The sequence below is a fragment of the Inquilinus ginsengisoli genome (assembly GCF_031453975.1).
GTDB lineage: Bacteria > Pseudomonadota > Alphaproteobacteria > DSM-16000 > Inquilinaceae > Inquilinus > Inquilinus ginsengisoli_A.
Window position 1 is genome coordinate 1 of the sequence record NZ_JAVDPW010000015.1, and the last position, 26495, is coordinate 26495.

Below are 26495 nucleotides of genomic sequence, written 5' to 3' on the forward strand. Positions count from 1 at the left end.
CCGCGGGTGCCCGCGCGCCCCCGCTGCTTCGCCGGGGGGGGGGGGCCGGCCCCCCCCCCCCCCCCCCCCCGCCCCCCCCCCCCCCGCCCCCCCCCCCCGCCCCCCCCCCCCCCGCGACGGTGAAGCTCGCAGCAAGCGTCGATGACGGATGACAAAAGACATGACCTTCCCCGTTGGAGACGCCAAGGCCGGGATGCAGGCGCTGAGCCGATACCGCGAAATGAAGACCGCCCGCAGCGCGTTTGAACTGCTGGTCACGGCAGTGCCCTTCGCGGTGCTTTGGGCCCTGATGTGGGCCGCGCTCGGCATCGGCTATTGGCTGTCATTGCTGCTCGCGGTGCCGACCGCGGCCTTCCTCATGCGCCTTTTCATGATCCAACATGATTGCGGACACGGAGCCTTCTTCCGCCGACGCGCCATGAATGATTGGGTGGGCCGGATCATCGGCGTCGTGACGTTGACGCCCTATGGCTTCTGGCGCCGGACCCATGCGACGCATCACGCGGCCGTGGGCAACCTCGACCATCGCGGCATCGGCGATATCGACACCAAGACGGTGAGTGAATACCTCGCGCTCGGCGCCGTCGGCCGCCTTGCCTACGGCGTCTATCGCCATCCGATCGTGATGTTCGGCCTGATTCCGGCGTACCTGTTCCTGCTGCATCACCGCCTTCCCTTTGGTCTCATGCGGGCCGGCGGACAGCCCTGGGCCAGCACCATGGGAACCAACGCGACGATCGCCGCCGTCGTCCTGATGATGGTCTGGCTTGTCGGGGTGGGGCCATTCCTCCTGGTGCAAGGCCCGGTGGTGCTGATCGCCGCCTCGATCGCCGTGTGGTTCTTCTACGTCCAGCATCAGTTCGAGGACACGCGATGGGCCTACGAAGGCGACTGGGACTTCCATGAAGCCGCCCTTCACGGGAGCTCGCACTATGAGCTGCCGCGTGCCCTCGCCTGGTTCACGGGGAACATCGGCGTGCATCATGTGCACCATCTGTGCAGCCGGATCCCGTTCTACCGCCTGCGCCAGGTCCTGGACGATCACCCCGAACTGGCGGGCGTCGGGCGGTTGACGTTCCTTCAGAGCTTTCGCTGCGCGACGCTCGCCCTGTGGGACGAGAGGCAGGGACGGTTGATATCGTTTCGCGAGCTGCGGATGCGACGTTCGAATGCGCGCTCCGCCGCCCCGACACCGGCTGGCAACTGAAACACCGGCGCCGAAATCAGCGCGGTCAGGTGCTCGCAATGTCTGCAGTCGCGCGGGGCTATCATGCGCCGCCGGTGATGACGCGTAGCGGTCCGGGGCGCCGCGCCGCGCCCACCAGCCAATCGCGATCGAAAAGGTCCGCCAGCGCGCGGTATGCCGATACGGGAATCTGATCGAAGCCGTCGCTGCTTCCGGTGAGGAACTCGGCAAGGCGAAGGTCGACGGCCGCGGCGTCGCCGACATGCAGGCCGAACTGCGCCAGGTCCTCGGCCACCGAACCCTGCCGCGGAAGATAGGCGTCGACCGAACGCAGCTGCGGGCTCGCCGCGGGCAGCCGCACCAGGACGACGCGTGTCACCGAGGGTTGGGCATCGGGGCTGATCAGGGTGGTGCCGATCATCAATCCGCCCAGGACGCTGGCGGGCGGAGCCGCCGGGAACAGGCAGAAGGTGATGGCCTGCGTATCGCCGGTCACGTCGCCGACCTGGACATGCAACCCATGCTTGGAGAGGAACATGGCGCCCTTGAGCACCAGCGCGCCGGTGGGCAGCACCTCGGTGTAGGAGACCGGCAGCCGATTGGGACTCGATTCGACACCGACGGTCAGCTCGCCCCGGACAAGCCGACCGCGAAAATAGGGCGACCAGGCATGTGAGTAGCAGACGAACGTGCCGGCCAGTTCGACGGATCCCGATCTGTTGCGGCGGCTGGTGGGCTCCTCGAGGCGGCGCAGCAGGTCCTCGCGGTCACGACCGTGGCGGGCACAGACCTCGTCGAGGAACGCCTCGGTGTCGCAATCCGCGATCCATTGGCCGGGCCGATCCAGGCCGAGCACCTTGGACCAGTCCTCGTAGATCTGCTGCTCGCGCGGCTGGGCACGGCCCTGCAGCCATTTGTAGGCGCGGTCGACATCGAACGGCGTCGCCGGATTGATGCGCCGGAAGGCGGCGGCGAGATCCTTGTGCGTGGCCGCACCCAGTACGGCCGCGGTGAGACGAAACTTCCGATCGATGTCTCGTGCCACTCGAGTTTCCTGCTGACGGGACGCTTGCCCGGTTTCCAAACGCCATATTCGCATATTCCTGGAAAAGACAAAGAAATCCGGTGCGTTCCAAACGCGAGGGATGCTGTTCCCGCCCGCACTGCCGCAAAGATGGTCTGGGAAAGTCTACCTGGGCGGGGGCAGAATTGATCACCGGTTCGCAGAATCACGGCCGCGCAACGGCGCGGGCACTTCTCGGCAGCACTTGCCTCCGGGCCCCCATCATGCGCCTGGTGCCGGTTGTGCTCCTCGCCATGGGTGTCTCGTGGCCTGCACTTGCCGCAAACTTCAACGTCGCCAATGACGGCCAGCTGAGGAATGCCATCAGCAGCGCCGGGAATGGCGACACCATCACTTTCACCGGCAACATCACCCTCGGCGGCAACCTGCCGACGGTGACCAAGAACGTGACCGTCAACGGCGGGCTCTTCACCCTGTCGGGCGACAACAAGTATCGCGGCCTGTTCGTGCAGTCCGGCACGGTCGCGATCAACGATCTCGCCATCAAGGATGCCGTCGCCCAGGGCGGCAGAGGCGGTGACGGCGACGGCGGCGGCGCCGGCGGCGGCGGCGGCGGATTTGGTGGCGCGCTGTTCGTCGCCACCGGCGCCCAGGTGGCGGTGAGCAATGTCAGCGTGCAGAACGGCTCGGCGCGTGGCGGCAACGGCGGCAACAGCGTCTCAGGCAGCGGCGGTACCAGCGGCGGCGGTGGCGGGTATGGGGTCACCGGAGCCGATGGCGGCTACGGCAGCTTCTCCGCCGCCGGCGGCGGCGGTACCCCCACCGGCGGCGACGGCCACTCATATGCCAACGGAGATAACGGCGGATTTGGCGGCGGCGGGGGGGGAGGCAGCACCGGCTATTTCGGCGGCAGCGGTGGGTTTGGCGGCGGCGGGGGCGGCGGCTCCGGCGCCACCACGATGCCCGGTGGCTTCCTGGGCGGCGGGGGCGGCGCCGGCTTGGCCGGCCTCGGCGGCGGCGGGGGAGGCGGCGGCGGATTTGGCGGTGCGATCTTCGTCCAGCAAGGCGGAACCCTGAGCCTGGCCGGCCCGCTCAACGTTTCCGGAAACACCGTTGCCGGCGGCAGCGGCGGATCTGGCGCTCACGGAGGCCTGTCCGGCGCCGGCGCCGGATCGGGACTCTTTCTCGGTGGCAACGGGACGCTGAACCTGACTCCCGGTGCCGGGCTGTCACAGGTGATCAGCGACGCCATTGTCGATCAGACCGGTGCCGGCGGCACCGGCGCCAATGCCGGCAGCTGGTCGCTGGTGAAAGACGGCGCGGGCACGACGATCCTGACCGGGGACAACGCCTATTCCGGCGGGATCACCGTTAAGGCAGGTGTCCTGCAGGGCAGCACCGCTGGCCTGAAGGGCAACATCCTGAACAACGCCGGCGTGGTCTTCGACCAGGCCGGCGCCGGCACCTATGCCGGCAACCTGTCGGGCACCGGCGCCCTCACCGTGCGCGGCTCCGGTGCCGTCACATTCAGCGGAACCAACACCTATTCGGGAGGCACGACGGTCAGCAACGGCGGCACTCTGTTGTTCGGCTCCGATGCCAATCTGGGCGCGGCGGGCAACGGCATCAGTCTCAACAACGGCACGATCGGGGTCGGTGCAGGGGCGGGCGGACAGACCTTCAGCCGACCCGTCACGATCACCAGCACCGGCGGGATGTTCGTTGGAGACGATGTCACAAGCCCGGTGACCTGGAGCGGCACGATCAGCGGGACCGGCCGGCTGGGCAAGGCCGGCCTCGGCACGCTGATCCTGTCCGGGGCCAACACCTATGCCGGCGGCACGGTCGTCGGCGGCGGCACCCTGTCGTTCACCTCCGACGCCAATCTGGGCGCGGCCGGCACGCAGATCACGCTGCAGGGCGGATCGATCGGAACGACCAAGGATGCGGTCGCGGGCCTCTCGATGGTCCGCCCCATCGCCCTGGTCGGCAGCGGCGGCATCACCCTCGGGATCAATCCTCTCACCTGGAGCGGCAACATCACCGGCGATGGCCGGTTCATCAAGAGCGGCCTCGGCGTGCTCACGCTCTCCGGACTGACCAACACCTACACCGGCGGCACGATGGTGGCGCAAGGCACGCTGCAGATCGCCTCCGACGACAAGCTCGGCAAGGCGGGGACGAACATCACCCTGATCCAGGGGGGCAATCTCTGGGCGTCCGGGACCTTCACCACCCCGCGGGATATCACGCTGCAAAACGGGGGCGGCGGGTTCCAGGTCGACGCCGGCCAGACCCTGACCCTGGGCGGGGACCTCGTGGTGGCCCCAGGAAGCTTCCTCACCAAGGTCGGCGCCGGCACCCTCGTCCTGGCGGGCACCAGCAGCGCGATGGGGACCATTTTCCAGAACGGCGGCACGCTGCAGGGCAACACCTCGACCGTGCGGGGCGACATCGCCTTCGATACCAACGCGCAGAACACGATCGCCCGGTCGGTCACGTTCGACCAGGCCGCGGACGGCACCTTCACGAACAAGATCACCGGCATCGGCAGCCTGACCAAGACCGGCGCCGGCACGCTGATCCTGACCGGCGACAACACCTACAGCGCCGGCACCACGGTCTCGGCCGGGGCCTTGCAGGGCACGAGCAAGAGCCTGCAGGGCGCCATCACCAACAACGCCGCGGTGATCTTCGACCAGGACTTCGCCGGCACCTATGCCGGCGCCATGACCGGCTCCGGCACCCTCGCCAAGAACGGCACCGGCAAACTCAGTTTCACCGGCACCAGCAGCGTCGGCGGCGGCACGGCGATCAATGCCGGCGCCTTGGCCGTCAACGGCCACCTGACCAGCAACGTCACGGTCAACAAGGGCGGCACGCTCAACGGCTCCGGCAACATCACCGGCAGCATCACCAACAATGGCGGCACGATCAGCCCGGGCAACTCGATCGGCCATCTGACGGTCGATGGCGACTTCACCTTCAACAGCGGCACCTTTGAGGTCGAGGTCGATCCCCAGGGCGACAGCGACCGCGTCAGCGTGGTCGGCGCCGGCCACGCGGTCAGGATCCATGCCGGCACGCTGCTGGTCGTCCCGCAGGCCGGCACCTACACGCCCAACACGAAATACACGATCATCACGACCGAGGCCGGCGGCTCCGTCTGGGTCGGCGACCTTGCCGGCAGCGTCGGATTCCTGGTGCCGGAGGCCTCGCTCGATCCCGATCTGCACAGCATCTACCTCACCCTGGCGCTGCCGCCCGATGCCTTCCGCTCGGCCGGCCGGACCGCCAACCAGCAGGCGGTCGGCGGCGCGCTCGATGACATCGCCGCCGGCGGCGATGTCGGCGGCCTCGTCACCACGATGGCCAACCTGCAGCCGTCACAGGGTGCTGCGGCACTGCAGGCGCTGAGCGGCGAGCCCTATGCCGATTTCGGCACGGTGAACCTGCAGGCGAGCCAGCTGTTCATGAATGCGGTCGGTCGCCAGATGGCGGCCAAGCGCGGCGGGGGCCTCGGCGCCCCCGCGAGCGTGGGGTTGGCCGGGGCGTGCGGGGCCGCCTGCGACGCCGATGACCATGTCTCGGCCTGGCTGGGCGGCATCGGCACCACCGGCAGCGTCGGGGGCGACGGCAATGCCGCCGACCTCAGCTACACGCTGGGCGGCACTGCCTTCGGTGTCGATTATCGCCTCGATCCGCGCGTCCTGCTCGGCATCGCCGGCGGCTACGTCGGCGGCACGCAGTGGGTCGACGGCTTCCGGGGCGACGGCCACACCGATGCGCTGAGCGTCGCTCTCTACGGCTCCTTCACCGAGGGTCCCTTCTACACCGATGTGCTGGCGGGCTACGCCAATGCCTCCAACGACATGCGGCGCAAGGTCTCCCTTCCGGGGGTGGAGACGGGCAGCGCCAGCGGCGACACCAGCGCCAACCAGTTCCTCGGCCAGATCGAGACCGGCTACAGGATCGGGCTCGGCCTGCCGGCCGACACGTCGGTGACTCCCTTCGGCCGGCTGCAGATCGGCTCGGTCCACCAGGACGGCTTCAGCGAGAGCGGCGGGGGCGCGTTCGATCTCGACGTCGCGTCGCAGACCACCACCTCGGTGCGCACCACATTCGGCGCCGACCTCGCGGCCGGCTTCGATCTCGGCGGCGGCCTGCCGCTCGGCCTCGGCCTGCGGCTGGGCTGGATGCACGAATTCGCCGACACCGACCGGCCGATCACTGCGGCGTTCGACGACGCCCCCGGTTCGCGGTTCACGGTGTCCGGCGCCTCGGTGGCGCGCGACAGCGCCGTGATCGGCTTCTCCGCCGCCACCAGCATCGCCGACAACACCACCCTGGCGGTCAGCTACGACGGCGAAGTGGCCGGCGGCACCGACAACCACCAGCTCAGGGCGGTGTTCCGGCGGACCTGGTAAGGCAAGGGGGCAAGGCAGGATGGGTATTCGAAGGGACGTCATCGGCCTGGCGCTCGGGGGCATCGCCTTCGCCCAGATCCCCACCGCGGCGCGGGCGCAGTGCAACTCGAGCAGCAACCCGCCCCCGCCGCCCGCGGTCACGGCGAACCACTCGAACCAGAGCTTCGGCGCGAAGAACCCCTATGTGGTGACCTCGCCGGGTGCCGCCGGCTGCATCGGCCCCGATGGAGGCTACGGCGAATCCGGCGTCGACGGCAGCCCGGGACAGGCCGGAGGGCAGATCAGCGGCACCAACACCGGCCTGACCATCGTCGGCGGCGCCATGTCGGTCGGCACCGTTTCGACCGTCGGCGCGAATATCGCCAGCATCGGCGGAGCGGGAGGCGCCGGTGGCCAGGGCGGCTACACCACCTCGATCGACCTGCAGGGCGGCAATGGCGGCGCCGGCGGGGCGGGCGGCAATATCACCGTCGGGTTCGACGGCACCTTCGTTCCGGATCCAGCCACCGGTCTGGCGACCTACGGCCTCTCCGCATCGTCCGCAGGCGCCGCCGGCGGCACCGGGGGGGCGTCCAGCTATTCCGGCATCTACGCCAAGCAGGGCGGCAACGGCGGGGCGGGGGGCGCCGGCGGATCTGTCGCGCTCACGGCCAGCGGTTCCGTCCAGGCTGATGCCGTCGGCGTCTCGGCACAGTCCGGCGGCGGTTCGGGCGGGAACGGGGGCAACTCCTCCACCACGGACAAGCTCGACACCACGCAGGGCGGCGATGGCGGCAATGGCGGCCGGGCGGGCGCGGTGTCTCTGAATTGGCTGGGCGGGACCGTCACATCGGCGCAATTCGGTTTGCTGGCCATCGCGGAGGGCGGGGCTGGAGGCTCCGGGGGCGATGCCGCCTATGCCTTCGACACCACGGGTGGCGATGCCGGTGCCGGCGGCAATGGCGGCACGGCCAGCCTGGTGCTGACCGGCGGCGGGGTCGCTGTCACCCTGGCCCCGCCCCGTACGACGGGGGCCGGCCTCTATGTCTCGGCGATCGGCGGCGATGGCGGCAATGGCGGAACCGTGGAGTCCGGAATCGGGGAGGGCGGCGGCAGCGGCGGGAATGGCGGCAATGGCGGGAATGCCAGCGCCACCATTCTCGGCCCGGTCACCTATTCCAGCCAGGGCGGCGGCCAGGGCGTCCTGGTCCAGTCCAATGGCGGGGCCGGCGGGGCCGGTGCGGGTGCGGGCGGAATCGTCGGCCAGGCGGGCGGCGGCGGATTCGCCGGTGCCGGCGGTGGCGCCACCCTGATCCTGGGCAACGCCGCGAGCCTGGGCTCCGTCCGGACCTCGGGGGCTTTCGCCCATGGTGCGCTGGTGCAGAGCGTCGGTGGTGCCGGCGGCAATGGCGGTGAGGCCAGCTTCAACGCCCAGGGCGGTGCCGGGGCGGCCGGCGGGAATGGCGGCGCGGTCACGGTCCAGTCGCCCAACGGCTCGGTGATCGCCATCGGCGACAACGCCATCGCGATGGTGGCGCAAAGCGTGGGCGGCGGCGGCGGCGTCGGCGGCGACACCAACGACATCGACATCGGCATCACCCAGGTGGCCATCGGCGGCAATGGCGGTCTCGGCGGCAACGGCGGAACGGTCAGCATGACCATGACGGGCGGCGTGTTCGCCTCCACCAGCCCGCTCGGCGGCGCGGGCATCCTGGCCCAGAGCATCGGCGGGTCCGGCGGGGCCGGCGGCAGCGCGGCCTCGAAAGGCACCGGCTTCTTCTCGATGGCGATCGGCGGCGACGCGGGCGGCGGCGGCACCGGTGGCCTGGTCAGCGTAACCAACAAATCGCTGATCACCAGCCGTGGCGACCATGCGGCCGGCATCCAGGCGCAAAGCATCGGCGGCGGCGGCGGGAAGGGGGGCGCGGCCTTCACCTTTGCCGCCGGCCTGCTTCCGACGGCGGCGGTCTCGGTCGGCGGCCGCGGTGGCAGCGGCGGCCCGGCGGGGAACGTCTTCGTCAGCAACAGCGGCCAGGTCACGACCTACGGCGCGGATGCCACCGGAATCCTGATCCAGAGCATCGGCGGCGGCGGCGGAAGCGGCGGGGCCGCGGCGGCGCGCGCGGTCGATCTCTCGCCGAGCAAATATGTCCCCGCCATCTCGGTCTCGGTGGCGACGGGCGGCCAGGGCGGGGCGGGCAACACCGGCGGCAAGGTCGGGCTCGACAATGCCGGGCTGATCACCACGGCCGGCGACGGCGCCATCGGGGTCATGGCGCAATCGGTCGGCGGCGGCGGCGGCACGGGCGGCGACAGCACGGCGGCGTCCTATTCCGGCGGCAGCCAGGCCGGCGTGGCGATCTCGGTCGCGGTGGCGGTCGGCGGCTCCGGGGGCACCGGCGGGACCGGCGGCGCGGTGACGGTGACCAATGAAGGGCTCGTGACCACGCTGGGCCAGGATGCCTATGGCGTCTTTGCCCAGAGCGTCGGCGGCGGCGGCGGGTCCGGCGGCGCCGGCGATGCCTCGTCGGCGGCGAGCCAGGCAAAGTTCAGCTTCGCCGCCTCGATCGGGGTGGGCGGCACCGGCGGCACCGGCGGCCACGCCGACATTGTCGATGTGACCAGCACGGGTGCGGTCGCGACGGTGGGCGACGGGGCCGATGGGGTGTTCGCCCAAAGCGTCGGCGGCGGCGGCGGGGCCGGCGGGGGCGGGGTCGCCACGGCCGGCGGCGGCACGCTCAGCGTTGCGGTCGGTGTCGGCGGGCGCGGCGGCGCGGGCGGCAACGGCAACACCGCCACGGTCGCCAATGGCGGCAGCATCGTGACCCGCGGCACCGACGCGATCGCCCTGTCGGTGCAGAGCATCGGCGGCGGCGGCGGCAAGGGCGGCAAAGGCGGGGCGACCGCCGGTGGAGCGGCCGTGCTCTCGAATGCGAAGGCCCTGTTCGACATCCTGTCGGGCGGCCTGAACTTTGGTCAGACGGTCACCAGTCTCGGCGACGGCATCCTGCGGATCGGTCATATCGGCGAGGAGATCAGGGCGACCTATGACGAGTTGAACGGCATCTTCTCGCAGCCGCAGGCGGGTGACGCGCAGAAGGGCACCGCCGTGAAGATGAACGTCGCGGTGTCGGTCGGCGGCAGCGGCGGGGCCGCGGGCGACGGCGGCGCGGCCAATGCGACCAACACCGGGTTGATCGCGACCTACGGGGCCCAGTCGGACGGCATCTATGCGCAGAGCGTCGGGGGCGGTGGCGGCAGCGGCGGCGCTGCGACCTCGACCAGCGGCGCCGCCGACGACACGCCGATCCAGACCGCGATCGGCGTGGGCGGCAAGGGTGGCGGCGGCGGCGACGGCGGTGTCGTGACGGTCGCCAACCAGGCGGGCGCCAAGATCCTGACGCAGGGCGTGGCCGCGTTCGGCATCATGGCGCACAGCGTGGGCGGCGGCGGCGGCGAAGGATCGCTGGCCGGCACCGTCAGCGGCTCGCTGAAGAGCCTCTCCGTCGGGGTCGGCGGCAATGGCGGCACCGGAGGGAATGGCGCCGCGGTCGACGTCACCTCGGACGGCGCGATCACCACCACCGGCAAGCACGGCATCGCCATCTTCGCCCAGAGCGTCGGGGGCGGCGGCGGGCTGGTCCGGACGATGACCACCGACGAGACGTTCGACCCCTCCAAGATCGTCGACAACCCGCAAGGGCGCATCGGCGACGTCCACGGGTTGACGTTGACGTTCGGCGGCCAGAACGGCGTCGCCGGCAACGGCGGGGACGTCTCCGTCACCATGGGCGGCCCCATCACCACATCCGGCCTGGACGCGCATGGCATCCTGGCGCAGTCGATCGGGGGTGGCGGCGGGATGGCCGTCGGGGGGCAGGTCATCCTGCCGGGCGGCCCGATCAGCGCGGGCGGCGCCACCGGCAACGGCGGCCAAGTCGAGGTTGAGCTCACTCCGGGCACGGCGATTCTCACAGCCGGCAACGGCGCCTACGGCATCATTGCCCAAAGCATCGGCGGCGGCGGCGGCTTCGCCGGCGATCCGTCCGTGGTGCACGACTACGAGACCAATACGGCGGCGGCCGTGACGAGCAACATCGGCGATGCCGGAACCGTCTCGGTTACTGCGGAAAGCGCCCGCATTCAGACCACGGGCAACTATGCCCCGGCCATCTTCGCCCAGAGCATCGGCGGCGGCGGCGGCCTGGTGAACTACAACATCGCCGGCGGTCCTGGCGACAAGATCCAGGCGCGGGGCAGTGCCGGCGGCGGCGGCAGCGGCGGTGGTGTTGAGGTCAACCTCATCGGCAGCATGGTCTCGGCGTCGGGGGCGGGGTCGCCAGGCATCTTCGCCCAGAACGATGGCGATGGAACATCATCAGTCAACATCCTCATTTCGATCGATGCCAATTCGAGCGTTCACGGCGGCCAGGACGACGCGGCCTTCCCCGGCAATCAAGGCCGCGGACTCCGCGACGTGGCGGGCGTCCGGCTGATGGGCGGTACCGGGAACACGATCAACAACAAGGGGATCATCTCGTCGCTCAATGGCATTGCGATCCTGACCGACACGCCGAAGGGCAACACCCAGGTCACGAACACGGGAACGATCTCGGGCGATATCCTCTTCAACAGCGGGGTCGGGAATGTCGTGGACAACCGTTCCGGCGGTGTGATCGAGGCCTTCACGGCCATCAACCTGAGCGGCGGCCAGCTCCGCAACGCCGGCAGCTTGCTAGTCGGCGGCGCCGGCGCGATCGGCAGGACGACCGTGACGGGCGACCTGGTTCAGAGCGTCACGGGCCGTCTGGTGGTGGAGACGAACCACGGCGCCGGCACGGCGGATCTCCTCGACGTGCAGGGCACTGCGCGCCTGGGCGGCCTGGTGGAGGTGCATCCGCTGTCACTCGCCAACCGCGCCGTAACGGTGCTGAGCGCCACCGGGGGGCTGGCGGTCGATCCGGGCTTCGCGGTCAGCCGCACCCATCTCTACCGCTTCGATGCGCAACAATCCGGCAACAGCCTGCAAGTGCAGCCGGTGGCGGAATTCAGCGCGGCGGCTGGCTCGCTGGGGAAAAACCAACGCCGGGTGGCGGCGCATCTGCAGCAGCTCTGGGACAGCGGTGCGGGGTTCGATGAAGGCTTCACCGCGCTCGCCGGGGTCGGGGACGGCGGCAGCTACGGGCGGGCGCTGAGCAGCCTCTCCGGCCAGACGGTCGGAGCGGTCGCGGCCCTCCGCTACAGCTCGAGCCATGGCTTCGTCACCAACATGCTGGACGAATGCGCGACCTTCGAGGGCGCCGGCCGGACGCAGGACGAGGCCGGCTGCACCTGGGCGCGCGCCGTCGGCGGCGTGGCCGACCAGGACAGCACCCGCGACGCGCTGGGCTACCACACCACCACCTGGACTCTTCAGGCCGGCGGGCAGCGCGAGATTGCACCCGCCTGGTTCCTCGGCGGATCCATCGGGTATGAGAGCAGCAGCCTCCGCGGCGATGGCGGCAGCGCGCGGGTCAGCGGCGACAGCCTGCTGCTCGGCACGACGCTGCGCTACCAGACCGGGCCGTGGCAGGCCTCGGGCGCGCTCGACTTCGGCTATGGCTGGTATGACAGCCGGCGCTCGATCGAAGCCGGCAGCTTCCAGGGGACCGCCGACGCCTCGCCGACACTCTGGCATGTCGGCGCCCATGCGCGCTTGGCCTACCAGGCGCCGATCGCGGACTGGTACGTGCAGCCCCGCGTCGACCTGCACCTGACCTATGTGCACGGCAACGGCTACACCGAGACCGGGGCCGGCCCGTTCGACCTTGCCGTCGCGTCCGAGGGCGCGACGGCCTTCGCGGCGGTTCCCGCGGTGGAGGTGGGCGGGCGCATCCCCCTCGGTGGGGCCGCGGTGCTGCGCCCATTCGCCAGCGCCGGCCTCGAGCTCAGCGCCAATGGCGACTGGGCGGCGACGGCGCGTTTTGCCGATCAGCCGGGCAGCGGGGGCTTCCGCGCCACGACCCCCATTCCGGACGTGCTGGGCAAGTTCACTCTCGGCGCCGAGGTGCTGAACAACACGAACTGGGACTTTCGGCTCCAGTACAGCGCCGAGGTCGGCGACGGGTATGCCTCCCATACCGGCCTGGGGCGGCTGGGCTATCGGTTCTGAACCCTTGCACCGGACCCGATGTGCGGGGCTGGAGACCGAAACAGAATTCGCAACGACAATGTCGGACGGGCGGGCCGGCCATCACGCCCGCCCTGACCTCAACTCTCCACGCGCTCGGATTTCGCCAATCTGGCGATGTCGACCGAAACGGTCTCGGTCTTGCCGTTGCGCAGCACCTTGACCTGCACGGTATCGCCGGCCGCGGTCGCCGCGACCAGTCGAGGCAGCTCCTGGATCTGCCCGACCGGCTTGCCATCGAACGACAGGATCACATCGCCCTGCTGCAGGCCGGCCTTCTGCGCCGGGCTGTTCTTCTGCACGGCGGCCACGAGGACACCCTCGGCCTTGTCGAGGCCGATCGCGGCGGCGATCTCCGGCGTCACCGCCTGGATCTGCACGCCCAGCCAACCGCGCTGGACGCTGCCATGGTCGCGGATCTGACCGATCACGGTCTTGGCCAGGTTGGACGGGATGGCGAAGCCGATGCCGACCGAACCGCCGCTGGGCGAATAGATCTCGCTGTTGATGCCGATGACCTTCCCGCTGGCATCGAAGCTCGGGCCGCCGGAATTTCCGGGGTTGATCGGCGCATCGATCTGCAGGAAGTCCTCCAGCGGGTTGGAATTCAGGTCGCGGCCGCGGGCCGAGACGATACCGGCCGTGACGGTGCCGCCCAGGCCGAACGGGTTTCCGACCGCCACCACCCAGTCGCCGACCTGGGCGGCATCGCTGTCGCCCCATTCGACCGCTGTCAGCTTCCGGTCGGTCTTGACCTTGATCAGGGCGAGATCGGTCTTCTCGTCGGTTCCGACCACCTTTGCCGGCAGTTTGGTGCCGTCACTGAGGGTGACGGTGATGTCGTCGGCGTCCTTCACCACATGGTTGTTGGTGACGATGTAGCCAGCCGGATCGATGACGAAGCCGGACCCGGCGCCATGGAACTGGTGACCGCTGCCCTCGCCGCCGCGCGGTCCACCGGCGCCATCCGCCACCTCCCTGGGCGACGCATGCCCGGCGATCGAAACATTGACGACGCCGGGCATCACCTGGTGCACCAGCCCGGCAAAGGATCCGGAAGCCGTTGGAGCGAGAGAGGTCTCGATCGGCTTGCCTTGCACCTCCGGCGGGGAGCCGAAGGCGAAAACCGCCCCGAGCGGCACGCCGATCAGGGCGGTGCCGACCAGCAGCGCCGTCGTCACTCGGCGAAGGCGGGGCCGCCGGCCGCGGTTGTCGGAATCGAAGGGGGTATCCATCTGCATCTCCACTGGTCTCGGATCGCCGCCGTCATCGCCGGGCGTGTATCCGTGAAGATGGGATCGCGACACTTACCCCCGTGTGTCATCGGGATTAAATCAGCGCAATGCATGCCCGGTCCGCCTTTCTCAAATTTCTCCCTCGATAAGTGCACTGGTGGCACGATTACTGGAGCCGACCGACAGGAGCCGCGGATCTCTCAAATGTCTGAGCGTCGCCGTTCAGACCGGAATTCCAGATCTGCGCTCCGCTGAAAGCCGGACGCGGCGCAACATCGCACCGCGGTCCGATGGCCGTTGAAGGCGGCCGATCGCGGCAAATATGGAGGTCATGAGCACATGGACTCGCCTGGCGCTGGCCGCCAGCCTGACCGTTGCGACCGTGCCGGCCGCGACGGCTCAATGCATCGTCGATCCGAACGTCATCGGCAGCCCCTGCATCGGTGGATCGCCGCCATTCGTCAACCAATCGCGGGAATTCATACCGTTCTCGCGGCCCGCGTCACCGGCGATCTCGACGCCCGCTCCCCGACAGACACAAAGTCTGAGGGCACCGACCATGCCGCCACTGCCGATGCCGTCGCACGGCAGGCTCTAGCGCCACCGCCCTGGGCCACCGATCACGGCGCCGGAACGCTGCCATGACCGGTGGCCGGCACCGGCTGTCAGACCAGGTCGCGCGGAATGCTCTCCGACCAGGACCGCGCGGCGGCCGGCTGCCCGTTCTCGCTGGCGGTCAGCTCGGTGGACAGGTGCCACTGGTCGCGGTCCGCCGTCAGCACCGACCGGCTCTCGATCAGGATGCGCCAGCCCTCGCGCCCCATCTCGTAGGATTGGGTCAGGACATAGCGGGCCGACAACGGGTCGTCGTCGCGGATGGTCAGCTCGCGCTTCAGGCTGTGCGACGCCATGCTGTCGATCTCGTCGAAGCGCAGGATGCCCTCGCCGAACAGTCCGCCGATGCCCTCGGTGACATAGGTTGTCTCCCCGGTTACATGGTCCTGCACGGTATAGCGGCGGATGCTGCCGGGGCCGATCTGGGTGGCCGGCGCCGGCGGGCCGCTGACCGGCGGCTCGAACACCACCGGTGCCTCCGCCCCACCGCGCCGAACCGGCAGGTCGAGATGGCTGGCCCCGGCCCTGAGGGTCAGGGTGGCCGCATCGGGCGCCGGCCACACCGTCGGCCAATAGCCGGTGGCGACGGCGATGCGGATGCGGTGCCCCGCCGGGAAGCGGTGGCCGCAATCGTTCAGCTTCAGCCGCACCTGGTAGCGCCTGCCGGGCTCCAGCGCCGCCGGTGACTCGTGCCCGTCGCGATGGGTCAGGTTCAGCACGCCATAGCTGACCCGGGTCGACCGGCCGTCCGGCGCCACGTCGCACAGCCGCACCGCGAGCTGCGCCACCGGCGCGTCCGACGCGAGGTCCAGCAGCAGCTCCGGCGCGCCCAGGATCTCGACCGCATCCGGCAGAGGCGCAGTGTCGAACAGCTGCGCCGCACCGTCGTCCAGGCGCTGGTCGACCGGCAGCTCGCCGGGGCAGCCGGTGGCCATCCATTCGCCGGCCGCCTTGCCGTGGCTCAGCGGCGACCGGACCAGGATGTCGGCCTCCAGGCCGGCGGCATCGGCCAGGCTGCCCGGCGCGTTCAGCGCCCAACGCCGCGGCGCGATCGCCGGGCTGGGCCAGGCGGCCTCGCCGACCCAGCGGCCCGTGCTCTCGGGCCGGTCGCCGGCGGGCGGCATCCAATCCTCGACGAAAGCGCGCAGCATCGGCTCCTCCATCACCCCGGTGTCGTGGCCCTTCAGCCACTGGTCCCACCAGCGCAGCGCCTCCTGCAGGAAGCCGATCGCCGGGCCCGGCACGCCGTCCTGCGGATAGATGTGGCCCCACGGCCCGATGATGCCGCGGCGCGGCACCTGCAGCCCGGCCAGCAGCCGCGGCACCGCGTTGGTGTAGCTGTCGGCCCAGCCGCCGATCGCCAGCACCGGGCATTGGATCGCCGACCAGTCCTCGCGGATCGAACCGTGCTTCCAATAGTCGTCGTAGCGCTGGTGCCGCAGCCACAGCGCCGGGAAGAAGGGCAGGGTGTCCAGCCGTTCCAGCCATTGCCGGCGCCAGCTGTCGCCGACGATCGCGGGGTCGGCCGGGCGGGCCTGATAGGCCAGCATGATGGCGCCCCACCACAGGTTGTCGTTCAGCAGGCAGCCGCCCTGGTAGTGGATGTCGTCGCTGTAGCGGTCGTCGGTCGAATAGACCGTGATGATCGCCTTCAGCGCCGGCGGCCGGCACGCCGCCACCTGCAGCGCGTTGAAGCCGCCCCAGGACTTGCCCATCATGCCGACCGCGCCGGTGCACCAGGGCTGGGCCGCGATCCAGGCGATGACCTCGACCGCGTCGTCCTGCTCCTGCTGCAGGTACTCGTCCGCCATGTGGCCGTCGGATTCGCCGCTGCCGCGCATGTCGACGCGGATGGCGGCATAGCCCTGGGCCGCGAACCAGCCATGCATCGGCTCGTCCCGGCCGCGGGTGCCGTCGCGCTTGCGGTAGGGGATGTATTCCAGGATCGCCGGGGCCGGCGCCGCCTCCGCCCCCTCGGGCAGCCACAGCCGCGCCGCCAGGCGGGTGCCGTCGGCCAGGGCTATCCAGATGTTCTCCTCGACGGAGACGGGCATGTCGGATCTCCAGAACCAGGACCGCAGCGGTCCGCTAGACAACGAAGACGGATCAGGGGCTTGCGTCGCGGCCGGCCAGGACGCCGTCCAGCCAGTCGCGGCGCAGTTCGGGCACCGAGGCCAGCAGCCGGCCGGTGTAGTCGTGGAAGGGCGGCGCGAAGATCTCGGCGGTCGGCCCCTGCTCGACGATCCGGCCGCGCTGCATCACCGCGGTGCGGTCGGCCAGCCGGCGCACCACGCCGAGGTCGTGGGTGATGAACAGGTAGGCGACGCCCAGCTCGTCCTGCAGCCGGCGCAGCAGCCGCAGGATCTCCTCCGCCACCAGCGGGTCGAGGGCGGAGGTCACCTCGTCGCAGATCATCAAATCGGGCTTGGCGGCCAAAGCGCGGGCGATGCAGACGCGCTGCTTCTGCCCGCCCGACAGCGCCCCCGGCAGCCGGTCGGCGAAATCGGCGTCCAGGCCGATCAGCCCCAGCAGCCGCGCGACCTCCTGCTTCACCTCGCGGTCCTTCAGGCCGAAATAGAAGGCCAGCGGCCGGCCGATCGCCTCGCCCACTCTCTGGCGCGGGTTCAGGGCCACGTCGGGCAGCTGGTAGACCAGTTGCACCCGGCGCAGCAGGTCGCGGTTGCGCCCGGTGTAACCCGGCGGTAGCACCTGGCCGCCCAGCCGGACCGTGCCGGCCACCGGCGGCAGCAGGCCGGTGATCACCCGCGCCAGGGTCGACTTGCCCGAACCGGATTCGCCCACCACCGCCAGGGTTTCGCCCCGCCGCAGCGACAGCGACACGTCGCTGAGCACCGGCACGTGGTGATAGGCGGCCGATATGCCGTCGACGGTCAGCAGCACCTCGCCGCCCTCGTGCCGGCGCGGTGCTCCCGATAGGCTGGCCTGCCGTTCACCGACCAGCCGGCGGGTGTAGTCCTCGCGCGGCGCCTCCAGCACCGCGGCGGTGCTCCCGAGTTCCACCGCCTTACCGTGGCGCAGCACCTGGATCCGGTCGGCGATCTGCGCCACCACCGCGAGGTCGTGGCTGATGTAGAGCGCGGCGGTGTCGTAGCGCTGGATCAGCCGGCGCAGCAGGGCCAGCACCTCGATCTGGGTGGTGACGTCGAGCGCCGTGGTCGGTTCGTCCAGCACCAGGATGTCGGGGCGGCAGGACATCGCCATCGCCACCATGGCGCGCTGCAGCTGCCCGCCCGAGACCTGGTGCGGATAGCGGTCGCCGAAATGCTCGGGGTCGGGCAGGTCCAGCGCCCGGAACAGCTCCAGCATCCAGGCGCGGGCCTCGGCCCGGCCCATCGAGCGGTGGTGGCGCGGCCCTTCCAGCACCTGGCGGCCGATGGTCAGCGCCGGGTTGAAGGCGGCCGCGGCGCTCTGCGCGACATAGGCGATGCGGGCGCCGCGCACCTTGGCCCGGCCGGCCGCACCCTCTCCGGTCAGCGCCTTGCCGCCGATCGCGACGGTGCCGCCGGCGATGCGGCAGCCGCCGCGGCCCCAGCCCATCGCGGCCAGGCCGATGGTCGACTTGCCGGCGCCGGATTCGCCGATCAGCCCCAGCACTTCGCCCTGCTTCAGGTCAAGGTCGATGCCATCGACCAGGACGGCGCCGTTCGGCGCCTCGACCCGCAGGCCGCGGATGGTGAGGATGTCGGTCATCGCGCCTCTCCCTGCGGCCGGCTGCGGCCGGCCAGCAGCCAGTCGACCACCAGGTTGACGCCGATGGTCAGCAGCGCGATCGCCGCCGCCGGGTACAGCGGCGCGTAGAGGCCGTAGAGGATGCCCTGCTGGTTGTCCTTCACCATGCCGCCCCAATCGGCATAGGGCGGCTGGATGCCGAGGCCCAGGAAGGACAGGCCGGCGACGAACAGGAAGGTGAAGCAGAAGCGCATGCCGAATTCGGCGATCAGCGGCGCCGCCGCGTTCGGCAGGATCTCCTTGCGGATCAGCCACCAGCTGCCTTCGCCGCGCAGCCGCGCCGCCTCGGCATATTCCATCACATTGATACCCTGCCCCAGGATGCGGGCCAGGCGGAAGACCCGGGTCGAATCCAGGATGGCGATGGTCAGGATCAGCACCGGCAGGGACGAGCCGAGCGCCTGCAGCACCACCAGGGCCGAGATCAGCACCGGCACGCACATGATGGTGTCGACCAGCCGCGACAGCACGGTGTCGACCCAGCCGCCGCGCAGCGCCGCGAAGAAGCCCAGCGGCAGGCCGATCGAGAAGGAGATCAGCGACGCCGCCAGCGACACGCCGATCGACATCTGCGCGCCGTACAGGATGCGCGAGAGCATGTCGCGGCCGTTCTGGTCCATGCCCAGCCAGTTCAGCGCGGTGGCCGGGTCGAACGGGCCGCCCAGGATGTCCTCCTCGCCATAGGGGGCCAAGAGCGGCCCGAACACCAGGGCGGCGAGGTTCACGGCGATGATGGCGAGGCCAATCCAGGCGGTGAGGGGGATGCGCTTCATGGCGGCCATCAGCGCGGATGCCGCAGGCGCGGGTTGAGTGCGATGGCGGCGATGTCGGCGGTCATGTTCAGCAGCACATAGGCCGCACCGAACACCATGGCGCAGGCCTGCACCATCGGCAGGTCGCGCTTCGACACCGCATCGACCATGAAGCGGCCCAGGCCGTTGTAGTTGAACACCGCCTCGACCAGCACCACGCCGGTGATGAGATAGGCGATGTTGAAGGCGACGACGTTGACGATCGGCGCCGCCGCGTTCGGCAGGGCGTGGCGCATCACCACCCGGCCGGTGCGCAGGCCCTTCAGGTAGGCGGTCTCGACATAGGCGGAATCCATCACCGCCAGCACCGCCGTCCGGGTCATGCGCATGATCTGGGCGACGGTGACCAGCAGCAGCGTCAGCATCGGCAGGGTGGTGGCGTCCACCCGCTCGCCGAAGCTCATGCCGGCATAGACGTCGGCCAGGCTGGGGAAAACCGGGTATTGCACCGCCAGCACCAGGATCAGCACCAGGCCCAGGAAGTATTCCGGCAGCGAGACGGTGCCCAGCGCCGCCACGTTCACCAGCCGGTCGAACACCCCGCCGCGGCGCACCGCGGTCAGGATGCCCAAGGTCACCGCCAGCGGCACGCCGATGATGGCGGCATAGGCGGCCAGGAACATGGTGTTCCAGAAGCGCGGCCACAGCAGCTCCGCCACCGGCTGCCGGTTGGCCAGGGACTGGCCGAGATCGCCCTGCACGAAGCCCCACAGCCAGTGGCCGTAGCGGACCAGCGCCGGCACCTCGAGCCCCAGGTCGCGGCGCAGCGCCGCCACCGCCTCCGGCGTCGCCGACTGGCCGAGGATGGCCGAGGCGACGTCGCCGGGCAGCAGCTGGGTGCCGGCGAAGACCAGCAGCGAGACCAGCCAGAGGGTGAAGACGCCGAGCGCGATCCTCTTCAGGATCAGGACTGTCATCAGGCCGCCAGCCAGACGCGCTCCGCCAGCCGGCCGCCCATGAAGTTGAACATCGGATGCGGGGTGACGCCCTGCACCTGGGTCGACGCCGCGTCGAGATAGTCACCGAACATCGGGATCATGGCGCCGCCCTGGTTCGAGATCATCTCCTGCAGCGTCCAGTAGATCTCCTTCCGCTTGGCGTCATCCAGCAGGCCGCGGGCCTCGACCAGCAGCTTGTCGAACTGCTCGCTCTTCCAATGGGTGTCGTTCCACTTGGCGTCGGAGGCATAGGCGATCGACAGCATCTGGTCGGCGGTCGGGCGGCCGCCCCAATAGCCCATGCTAAACGGCGCCTGCAGCCACACCTTGTCCCAATAGCCGTCGGCGGCCTCGCGCTTGATGGCGACGTCGATGCCGGCCTTGGCCGCGGCGGTGCGGAAGATCGCCGCGGCGTCGACCGCGCCCCCGAAGGCGGCGTCGGAGGTCGACAGCTCGACCTTCAGGTCGGTCATGCCGGCCTGCTGCAGGTAGTATTTGGCCTTGTCCGGGTCGTAGGGGCGCTGCGGCAGCTCGGTGTTGAAGAAACGGTCGGTGCGCGGGATCGGGTGGTCGTTGCCGATCTGGCCGGCGCCGCGCAGCGCCACCTTCAGCAGCTGGTCGCGGTCGATCGCGTGCTTGATCGCCAGCCGGACATTGACGTCCGAGAACGGCGCCTTGGTGCAGTCCATCAGGAAGGTGAAATGCTGGCCGCCGGCCGACTGGACGATCTGCAGCTTCGGGTTGCGCTTCAGCAGGTCGACCGTCTTGAAGTCCAGCCGGTTGATGGCGTGGACCTGGCCCGACATCATCGCGTTGGTGCGGGCGGCGACGTCGTTGATGACGATCACCTCGACCGCGTCGACATTGGCGCAGCCGGCCTTCCAGTAGCCCTCGTTGCGGGTGAAGCGCGAGCGCACCCCGGGCTCGTAGCTCTCATAGACGAAGGGGCCGGTGCCGATCGGCTTGGACCAGTCGGTGAAGCCCTCGGGCACCACCAGGAAATGATAGTCGGACAGCAGGTAGGGCAGGTCGGCATTGCCGCCGGTCAGCTCGATCGCGATCTGGCTGTCCGACAGCTTGCGCACGTCCTTGATCTGCTCCGCGATGGCGCGGGCGGCGGAGGTGCTTTCGCCGCGGTGCAGGTTGATCGAATAGATCACGTCCTCGACCGTCAGCGCCTTGCCGTTGTGGAAGGTGACGCCCTTCCGCAGGGTGAACACCCAGTCCGCCGCGCCGGGCTTGGCCTCCCAGCTCTCCAGCAGCTCCGGCACCGCCTGGTTGTTGCGGTCGATCTCGACCAGCCCGTTCATCAGCATGAAGGCCTGGTTCAGCGGCACCCAGTCGGTCATCACCCGGGGGTCGAGGTTGTCGGTGGTGCTGCCGCCGCCCATGCCCAGCTTCAGCACGCCGCCCTTGCGCGGCGTGTCCTGGGCGAAGGCCTGCCCGCCGAAGCCGCCCGCGGCGGCGAGCCCCAGCCCCGCCGCTCCCAGCAGCAGGTTGCGGCGCGTCGTCCCGAGACGGGGGAAATGGCTGTTGGTCATGACGATCCCTGTTTGCAGAGTGGCCCTGTTTGCGGAGGCTTCATCCGATTCCGGCCGCGCTGTTGTGGTCCCGCGCGGCCTTGAACGACTGGACCCTAGGGGATGGCTCCAATAAGTCGGACATGATTTTTCGTCATATCCCTATGAGCCGGTCCCGGCCCGGCGTCCGGTCAGCCGGCGTTGCTGGCGACCAGCCAATCCATGGTCTGCCGCACCACGCGGCGGACATGCCGGTCCAGCGGCCGCATCAGGTAGAACGACCCTTCCGAGCGTAGGTGGAAGTCATGCGCGGGCACCAGCGTGCCGGCGGCCAGGCGGTCGCGCAGCAGCCAGGTCCAGCCCAGCGCGGTGCCCAGCCCCTGGGACGCCGCCTGCACCGACAGGGCGTAGGAGCCGAGGCGCCAGACCCGCGCCGCCGGCGGCTGCGGCATGGCCACGGCGCCGAACCAATGGGTCCAGTCGAGCCATTCGCGCAGCGAATCCTCGATCGCCAGCAGGGTCGGCGCCGGGTCGTCGGCCAGGGCAGGCCGGCCGGGCGCCGTGACCGGCACGATCTCCTCGGTGCCCAGCACATGCAGCGCCACCCCGGTCGGCCGCTCGCGCCGGTAGAAGATGGCGAGGTCGAACTCGTCGAGGCGGAGACGGGCGACGTCGTCGGTGACCCGCAGGCGCAGCTCGATCCCCGGCAGGGCGGCGTCCAGCGCCTGCAGCCGCGGCATCAGCCACAGATCGGCGATGCCGTGCGAGCAGGCCAGCGTCACCTGGCGCGGCCCGGCCGAGCCGCGGGCGCCATGGGTGACGGCGGCGAGGTCGCCGAGGATGCGCCGGATCTCGGCGACATAGGCCTCGCCCACCGGGGTCAGGGTGACGCCGGCCGGGGTGCGCTGGAACAGCTTGGCGCCGATGAAGCCCTCGAGCTTCAGCATCTGGCGGCTGACCGCGCTCTGGGTCAGGCCCAGCTCGGCGCCGGCGCGGGAGAAATTGGCCAGCCGCGCCGCCGCCTCGAACACCACGAGGGCGTTGAGCGGCGGCAGGCCGAGATCGACAAGGCTCATCGCGTCTCTTCCGTCGCGGCCTGCACCCTAACCGCCCGGCCGGCGCCGCTCCCAGGTCACCACCTCGAAGGCGTCGTCGTCGGCCTCGCCGCGCGGGTGGGCGACGCGGCTGACCTCCCGCCAATCCTGCGGCGGCAGGGCCGGGAACACCGCGTCGCCGGCGGCGTCCAGCGCCAGCTCGGTCAGGATCAGCCGGTCGGCCAGCGGCAGCGCCTGGGCGTAGATCGCGGCGCCGCCGGCGACGATCACCGCATCCGCGCCCATCTCCCGCGCCAGCGCCTGGCCGCGCTCAAGCCCGGCTTCCAGGCTGCCGGCGACGTCGACGCCCTCGGCCGCGAAGGCGGGGTCGCGCGTCACCACGATGGTCCGGCGCCCCGGCAGCGGGCGGCCGATCGACTGCCAGGTCTTGCGCCCCATCACCAGCGGCTTGCCCATGGTGGCCGCCTTGAAGTGCTGCATGTCCGACCGCATGCGCCAGGGCAGCCCGTTGTCGGCACCGATGACGCGGCTGCGCGCCATCGCCGCCACCAGCACGATTGGAACGGTCATCGGCTTCCCTGCGGCAGGCGTGTCACACCGCGATCGGCGCGGCGATGGAGGGGTGGGGATCGTAGCCCTCGATGATGAAATCATCGAACCGGTAGTCGAGGATCGATTCCGGCCGCCGCGCGAAGCGCAGCACCGGCCACGGCCGCGGCTCGCGGCTCAGCTGCTCGGCCACCAGGTCGCCGTGGTTCTCGTAGACATGGGTGTCGCCGCCGAACCAGACGAACTCGCCCGGCTCCAGGTCGCATTGCTGGGCCAGCATGCGGATCAGCAGCGACGCGGTCACCAGATTGTAGGGCACGCCCAGCCCGACATCGCAGCTGCGCTGGTGCAGCAGCCCCGACAGCCGGCCGTCGGCGACGAAGTACTGGTAGGTGGTGTGGCAGGGCGGCAGGGCCATGCCGCCGAGCTCGGCGACGTTCCAGCCGGTGAAGATCAGCCGCCGCGACGACGGGTGGGTGCGGATGTCGCGCACCAGCGCCGTGATCTGGTCGATGCCCTCGGGGTCGCGGCGGTACAGCGTCTCGCCGTCGGCCTCGCCCGCCGGCTCGTAGCGCGGCCAGTGCCGCCATTGCGCGCCATAGACCGGGCCCAGGTCGCCCCAGCGCTGGGCGAAGGCCTCGTCCTCGACGATGCGGGCCTCGAACGCCTTCTGCGAGATGTCCTCGCCGGTCTCGCGGCGGTACTTCGCCAGCGGCCAGTCGGTCCAGATCGTCACGCCGTCCTGCAGCAGCGGGCGGATGTTGGTGCCGCCGTCCAGGAACCACAGCAGCTCGCGGACGATGGTCTTCCACGACACCCGCTTGGTGGTCAGCAGCGGCACGGTGCCGTCGGACAGGTCGATTCGCAGGGTCTGGCCGAACAGGGCACGGGTGCCGACGCCGGTGCGGTCGCGCCGCGGCGCGCCCTCGCGCCAGGCGCGCTCCAGCAGGTCGAGATACTGGTGTTCGGGATGCGGGGTGCGGCTGTGGTCGAGCATGTCCCCATCTTAGCAAGTCTGGCGCGGCCGTCGATGGTGGCTACGCGATCCGCACCCGATCGGCCAGGAAGTCGACGAAGGCGCGCACCCGGGCCGGCATGGTGCCGCGGCCGAGGAAGACGGCATGGATCTCCTCCATCTCCTTCGGGTCGAATTCGGGCAGCAGCTGGACCAGCCGGCCGGCGGCGAGGTCGTGCCCGATATGGTACATCGCGGTGCGGCCGATCCCCATGCCGGACAGCACCGCCTGGCGCAGGGTCTCGCCGTTGTTGACCACCAGCGACCCCGACACCTGCATCGGCCGCGGCCCGTCCGGCCCGGCCAGCACCCAGTCGGTGAAGCTGCGGCGGTAGTTGAAGGTCAGGCAGTCGTGCCCGGCCAGGTCCGCCGGCGTCTCGGGCCGGCCGCGGCGTTCGATGTAGGACGGCGCCGCGATCAGCACCCGCCGGCTGTCGCCCAGCTTGCGGGCCAAAAGGCCGCTGTCGCGCAGCGGGCCGTGGCGGATGGCGACATCGGTGCGCTCGGCCAGGATGTCGACCACCTCGTCGGTCAGGCTGATGTCCAGCGTCACCGCCGGGTACAGGGCCCGGAACTCCGGCATCAGCGGCATCAGGCAATGGGTGCCGAACGGGATCGAGGCGCTGACCCGCAGCCGCCCGCGCGGCGCCGCCGAGCCGCCGGCGCCGGCCTCGGCCTCGGCGATGTCGGCCAGGATCCGGCTGGCCTGCTCGTAGAACAGGCTGCCCTCCGGCGTCGGCATCAGGCTGCGGGTCGACCGGGCCAGCAGGCGCACCCCCAGCCGGTCCTCCAGCCGCCCGATCAGCTTGGCGACGGCGGACGGGGTCAGGCCCAGGCGGCGGGCGGCGGCGGAGAAGCTGCCATCCTCCACCACCCGCACGAACACCTCCATCTCGCCGGATCGGTTCACATCCATCGGCTTTGGAATCCGTTTCACAGATGATCGGCCGCGGCGAAGGATAATCGCAAACGGCCGGGGTGCCCATCTTGCGGTGACCGTTTCACGGAAGGTTGGTTCATCGGAAGGTCGGCCATCATGCCCCTCGCCCTCTACGCCCTTGCCGTCGGTGCTTTCGGCATCGGCATCACCGAATTCGTCATCATGGGCCTGCTGCCCCAGGTCGGCGCCGATCTCGGCGTCTCGATCTCCACCGCCGGCCTGCTGATCAGCGGCTACGCGCTCGGCGTCGTCGCCGGCGCGCCGATCCTGACCACCCTGACCGGGCGGATGTCGCGCAAGACCGTACTGCTGGGCCTGATGGTGATCTTCACCATCGGCAACCTCGCCTGCGCGGTGGCGCCGGACTACAACACCCTGATGGCGGCGCGCATCCTGACCGCCTTCGCCCATGGCACCTTCTTCGGCGTCGGCTCGGTGGTCGCCACCGGCCTGGTGCCGGCGGACAAGCGGGCCTCGGCCATCGCCATCATGTTCACCGGCCTGACCGTGGCCAACATCCTGGGCGTGCCGTTCGGCACCTGGCTGGGCCAGGGCTTCGGCTGGCGCGCCACCTTCTGGGCCGTGACCGCCGTCGGCATCGCCGCCCTGGCCGTGATCGCCGTCGCCGTGCCGAAGGACAAGGCGGCGCCGGAGGCCAGCGACTGGCGCCAGGACCTGCGGGTGCTGGCCCGCCGGCCGGTGCTGCTGGGCCTGCTGACCACCGTCCTCGGCTTCGCCGCCGTGTTCGCCGTCTTCACCTATATCGCGCCGATCCTGACCCGGATCACCGGCTTCTCGGAAGGTGCGGTGTCCCCGATCCTGCTGGTGTTCGGCGGCGGGCTGGTGGTCGGCAACCTGGCTGGCGGCAGGTTCGCCGACCGCTGGCTGGTGCCGACGGTGCTGGGCAGCATGGTGGTGCTGGCCGTGGTGCTGGGGCTGATGACCTTCGCCATCCACAGCCAGGTCCTGGCCATCGTCTTCGTCGGCCTGCTCGGGGCCGCCGGCTTCGCCACCGTCGCGCCGCTGCAAATGTGGGTGATGGAGAAGGCGCAAGGCGCGGGCCAGAGCCTGGCCTCCAGCTTCAACATCGCCGCCTTCAACCTGGGCAACGCGCTGGGCGCCTGGCTCGGCGGCGTGGTGATCGACCAGGGGCCGGGCCTCGGCGCCGTGCCCTGGGTCGCCGCCCTGGTGCCCCTGGCCGGGCTGGCGGTGGCGGCGTTCAGCCTGCGGCTCGACCGCCGCGGGCCGGCGCTGGTCCCCGCCGCGGACTGCGCCCGCTGA

General features: G+C 70.5%; 16 protein-coding genes. 5 read left to right on the forward strand and 11 right to left on the reverse strand.

The genetic code is table 11. From position 1 onward, the window contains the following. Positions 1-160: 160 nt before the first annotated feature. A complete protein-coding gene (locus E9232_RS32205; RefSeq protein ID WP_309801331.1) occupies positions 161-1207 on the forward strand; it encodes a fatty acid desaturase in 1047 nt (348 codons plus the stop codon). Positions 1208-1268: 61 nt separating this feature from the next. On the opposite strand, the gene E9232_RS32210 is transcribed toward E9232_RS32205, so the two are convergent. Next, the gene (locus E9232_RS32210) at positions 1269-2231 is read right to left on the reverse strand and encodes a hypothetical protein (protein WP_309801333.1); all 963 of its coding nucleotides are present in this window, start codon (positions 2229-2231) and stop codon (positions 1269-1271) included. A 251-nt stretch (positions 2232-2482) separates the two neighbouring features. Here E9232_RS32210 and E9232_RS32215 point away from each other — a divergent pair, with 251 nt between their 5' ends. Together E9232_RS32215 and E9232_RS32220 are read left to right on the forward strand one after the other, a co-directional pair. Continuing rightward, complete coding sequence (locus E9232_RS32215) at positions 2483-6637, forward strand: autotransporter domain-containing protein (RefSeq protein ID WP_309801335.1); 4155 nt, start codon at positions 2483-2485, stop codon at positions 6635-6637. A gap of 19 nt (positions 6638-6656) precedes the next feature. Further along, positions 6657-12767, forward strand: coding sequence for a hypothetical protein (locus E9232_RS32220; RefSeq protein WP_309801337.1), 6111 nt, complete (start codon positions 6657-6659; stop codon positions 12765-12767). 98 nt (positions 12768-12865) lie between these two features. On the opposite strand, the gene E9232_RS32225 is transcribed toward E9232_RS32220, so the two are convergent. Continuing rightward, the gene (locus tag E9232_RS32225; protein WP_309801339.1) at positions 12866-14020 is read right to left on the reverse strand and encodes a trypsin-like peptidase domain-containing protein; all 1155 of its coding nucleotides are present in this window, start codon (positions 14018-14020) and stop codon (positions 12866-12868) included. A gap of 331 nt (positions 14021-14351) precedes the next feature. Between E9232_RS32225 and E9232_RS32230 the strand changes: the two genes are divergently transcribed. Continuing rightward, positions 14352-14618, forward strand: coding sequence for a hypothetical protein (locus E9232_RS32230; protein ID WP_309801341.1), 267 nt, complete (start codon positions 14352-14354; stop codon positions 14616-14618). A gap of 67 nt (positions 14619-14685) precedes the next feature. On the opposite strand, the gene E9232_RS32235 is transcribed toward E9232_RS32230, so the two are convergent. From E9232_RS32235 to E9232_RS32275, 9 genes are all read right to left on the reverse strand, one after another. Then, on the reverse strand, positions 14686-16689 hold the full coding sequence (locus tag E9232_RS32235) for a CocE/NonD family hydrolase (RefSeq protein WP_309801343.1): 2004 nt from the start codon (positions 16687-16689) through the stop codon (positions 14686-14688). 52 nt (positions 16690-16741) lie between these two features. Next, the gene (locus E9232_RS32240) at positions 16742-18346 is read right to left on the reverse strand and encodes an ABC transporter ATP-binding protein (protein WP_309801344.1); all 1605 of its coding nucleotides are present in this window, start codon (positions 18344-18346) and stop codon (positions 16742-16744) included. Beyond that, the gene (locus tag E9232_RS32245) at positions 18343-19158 is read right to left on the reverse strand and encodes an ABC transporter permease (protein ID WP_309801346.1); all 816 of its coding nucleotides are present in this window, start codon (positions 19156-19158) and stop codon (positions 18343-18345) included. The genes E9232_RS32240 and E9232_RS32245 overlap by 4 nt, the downstream gene beginning before the upstream one ends. An 8-nt stretch (positions 19159-19166) precedes the next feature. Then, on the reverse strand, positions 19167-20114 hold the full coding sequence (locus E9232_RS32250) for an ABC transporter permease (protein WP_309801348.1): 948 nt from the start codon (positions 20112-20114) through the stop codon (positions 19167-19169). Beyond that, positions 20114-21676 (reverse strand): ABC transporter substrate-binding protein, encoded by a 1563-nt coding sequence (locus E9232_RS32255; RefSeq protein WP_309801350.1) that lies wholly within the window; start codon positions 21674-21676, stop codon positions 20114-20116. The genes E9232_RS32250 and E9232_RS32255 overlap by 1 nt, the downstream gene beginning before the upstream one ends. A 170-nt stretch (positions 21677-21846) precedes the next feature. After that, the gene (locus E9232_RS32260) at positions 21847-22731 is read right to left on the reverse strand and encodes a LysR substrate-binding domain-containing protein (RefSeq protein ID WP_309801352.1); all 885 of its coding nucleotides are present in this window, start codon (positions 22729-22731) and stop codon (positions 21847-21849) included. Positions 22732-22758: 27 nt separating this feature from the next. Next, a complete protein-coding gene (locus E9232_RS32265; RefSeq protein WP_309801354.1) occupies positions 22759-23280 on the reverse strand; it encodes a dihydrofolate reductase in 522 nt (173 codons plus the stop codon). Positions 23281-23302: 22 nt separating this feature from the next. After that, positions 23303-24256: a thymidylate synthase gene (locus tag E9232_RS32270; RefSeq protein ID WP_309801355.1), complete on the reverse strand. Its 954-nt coding sequence runs from the start codon at positions 24254-24256 to the stop codon at positions 23303-23305. Positions 24257-24296: 40 nt separating this feature from the next. Beyond that, the gene (locus E9232_RS32275) at positions 24297-25190 is read right to left on the reverse strand and encodes a LysR family transcriptional regulator (protein ID WP_309801357.1); all 894 of its coding nucleotides are present in this window, start codon (positions 25188-25190) and stop codon (positions 24297-24299) included. Between the two features lie 120 nt (positions 25191-25310). Here E9232_RS32275 and E9232_RS32280 point away from each other — a divergent pair, with 120 nt between their 5' ends. Then, a complete protein-coding gene (locus E9232_RS32280) occupies positions 25311-26495 on the forward strand; it encodes an MFS transporter (RefSeq protein WP_309801359.1) in 1185 nt (394 codons plus the stop codon).

Coding starts and splice junctions, on each gene's coding strand:
- E9232_RS32205 (WP_309801331.1), top strand. CDS start 161: ATGACCTTCCCCGTTGGAGACGCCAAGGCCGGGATGCAGGCGCTGAGC.
- E9232_RS32220 (WP_309801337.1), top strand. CDS start 6,657: ATGGGTATTCGAAGGGACGTCATCGGCCTGGCGCTCGGGGGCATCGCC.
- E9232_RS32225 (WP_309801339.1), bottom strand. CDS start 14,020: ATGGATACCCCCTTCGATTCCGACAACCGCGGCCGGCGGCCCCGCCTT.
- E9232_RS32230 (WP_309801341.1), top strand. CDS start 14,352: ATGAGCACATGGACTCGCCTGGCGCTGGCCGCCAGCCTGACCGTTGCG.
- E9232_RS32235 (WP_309801343.1), bottom strand. CDS start 16,689: ATGCCCGTCTCCGTCGAGGAGAACATCTGGATAGCCCTGGCCGACGGC.
- E9232_RS32240 (WP_309801344.1), bottom strand. CDS start 18,346: ATGACCGACATCCTCACCATCCGCGGCCTGCGGGTCGAGGCGCCGAAC.
- E9232_RS32245 (WP_309801346.1), bottom strand. CDS start 19,158: ATGAAGCGCATCCCCCTCACCGCCTGGATTGGCCTCGCCATCATCGCC.
- E9232_RS32250 (WP_309801348.1), bottom strand. CDS start 20,114: ATGACAGTCCTGATCCTGAAGAGGATCGCGCTCGGCGTCTTCACCCTC.
- E9232_RS32255 (WP_309801350.1), bottom strand. CDS start 21,676: ATGACCAACAGCCATTTCCCCCGTCTCGGGACGACGCGCCGCAACCTG.
- E9232_RS32260 (WP_309801352.1), bottom strand. CDS start 22,731: ATGAGCCTTGTCGATCTCGGCCTGCCGCCGCTCAACGCCCTCGTGGTG.
- E9232_RS32265 (WP_309801354.1), bottom strand. CDS start 23,280: ATGACCGTTCCAATCGTGCTGGTGGCGGCGATGGCGCGCAGCCGCGTC.
- E9232_RS32270 (WP_309801355.1), bottom strand. CDS start 24,256: ATGCTCGACCACAGCCGCACCCCGCATCCCGAACACCAGTATCTCGAC.
- E9232_RS32275 (WP_309801357.1), bottom strand. CDS start 25,190: ATGGATGTGAACCGATCCGGCGAGATGGAGGTGTTCGTGCGGGTGGTG.
- E9232_RS32280 (WP_309801359.1), top strand. CDS start 25,311: ATGCCCCTCGCCCTCTACGCCCTTGCCGTCGGTGCTTTCGGCATCGGC.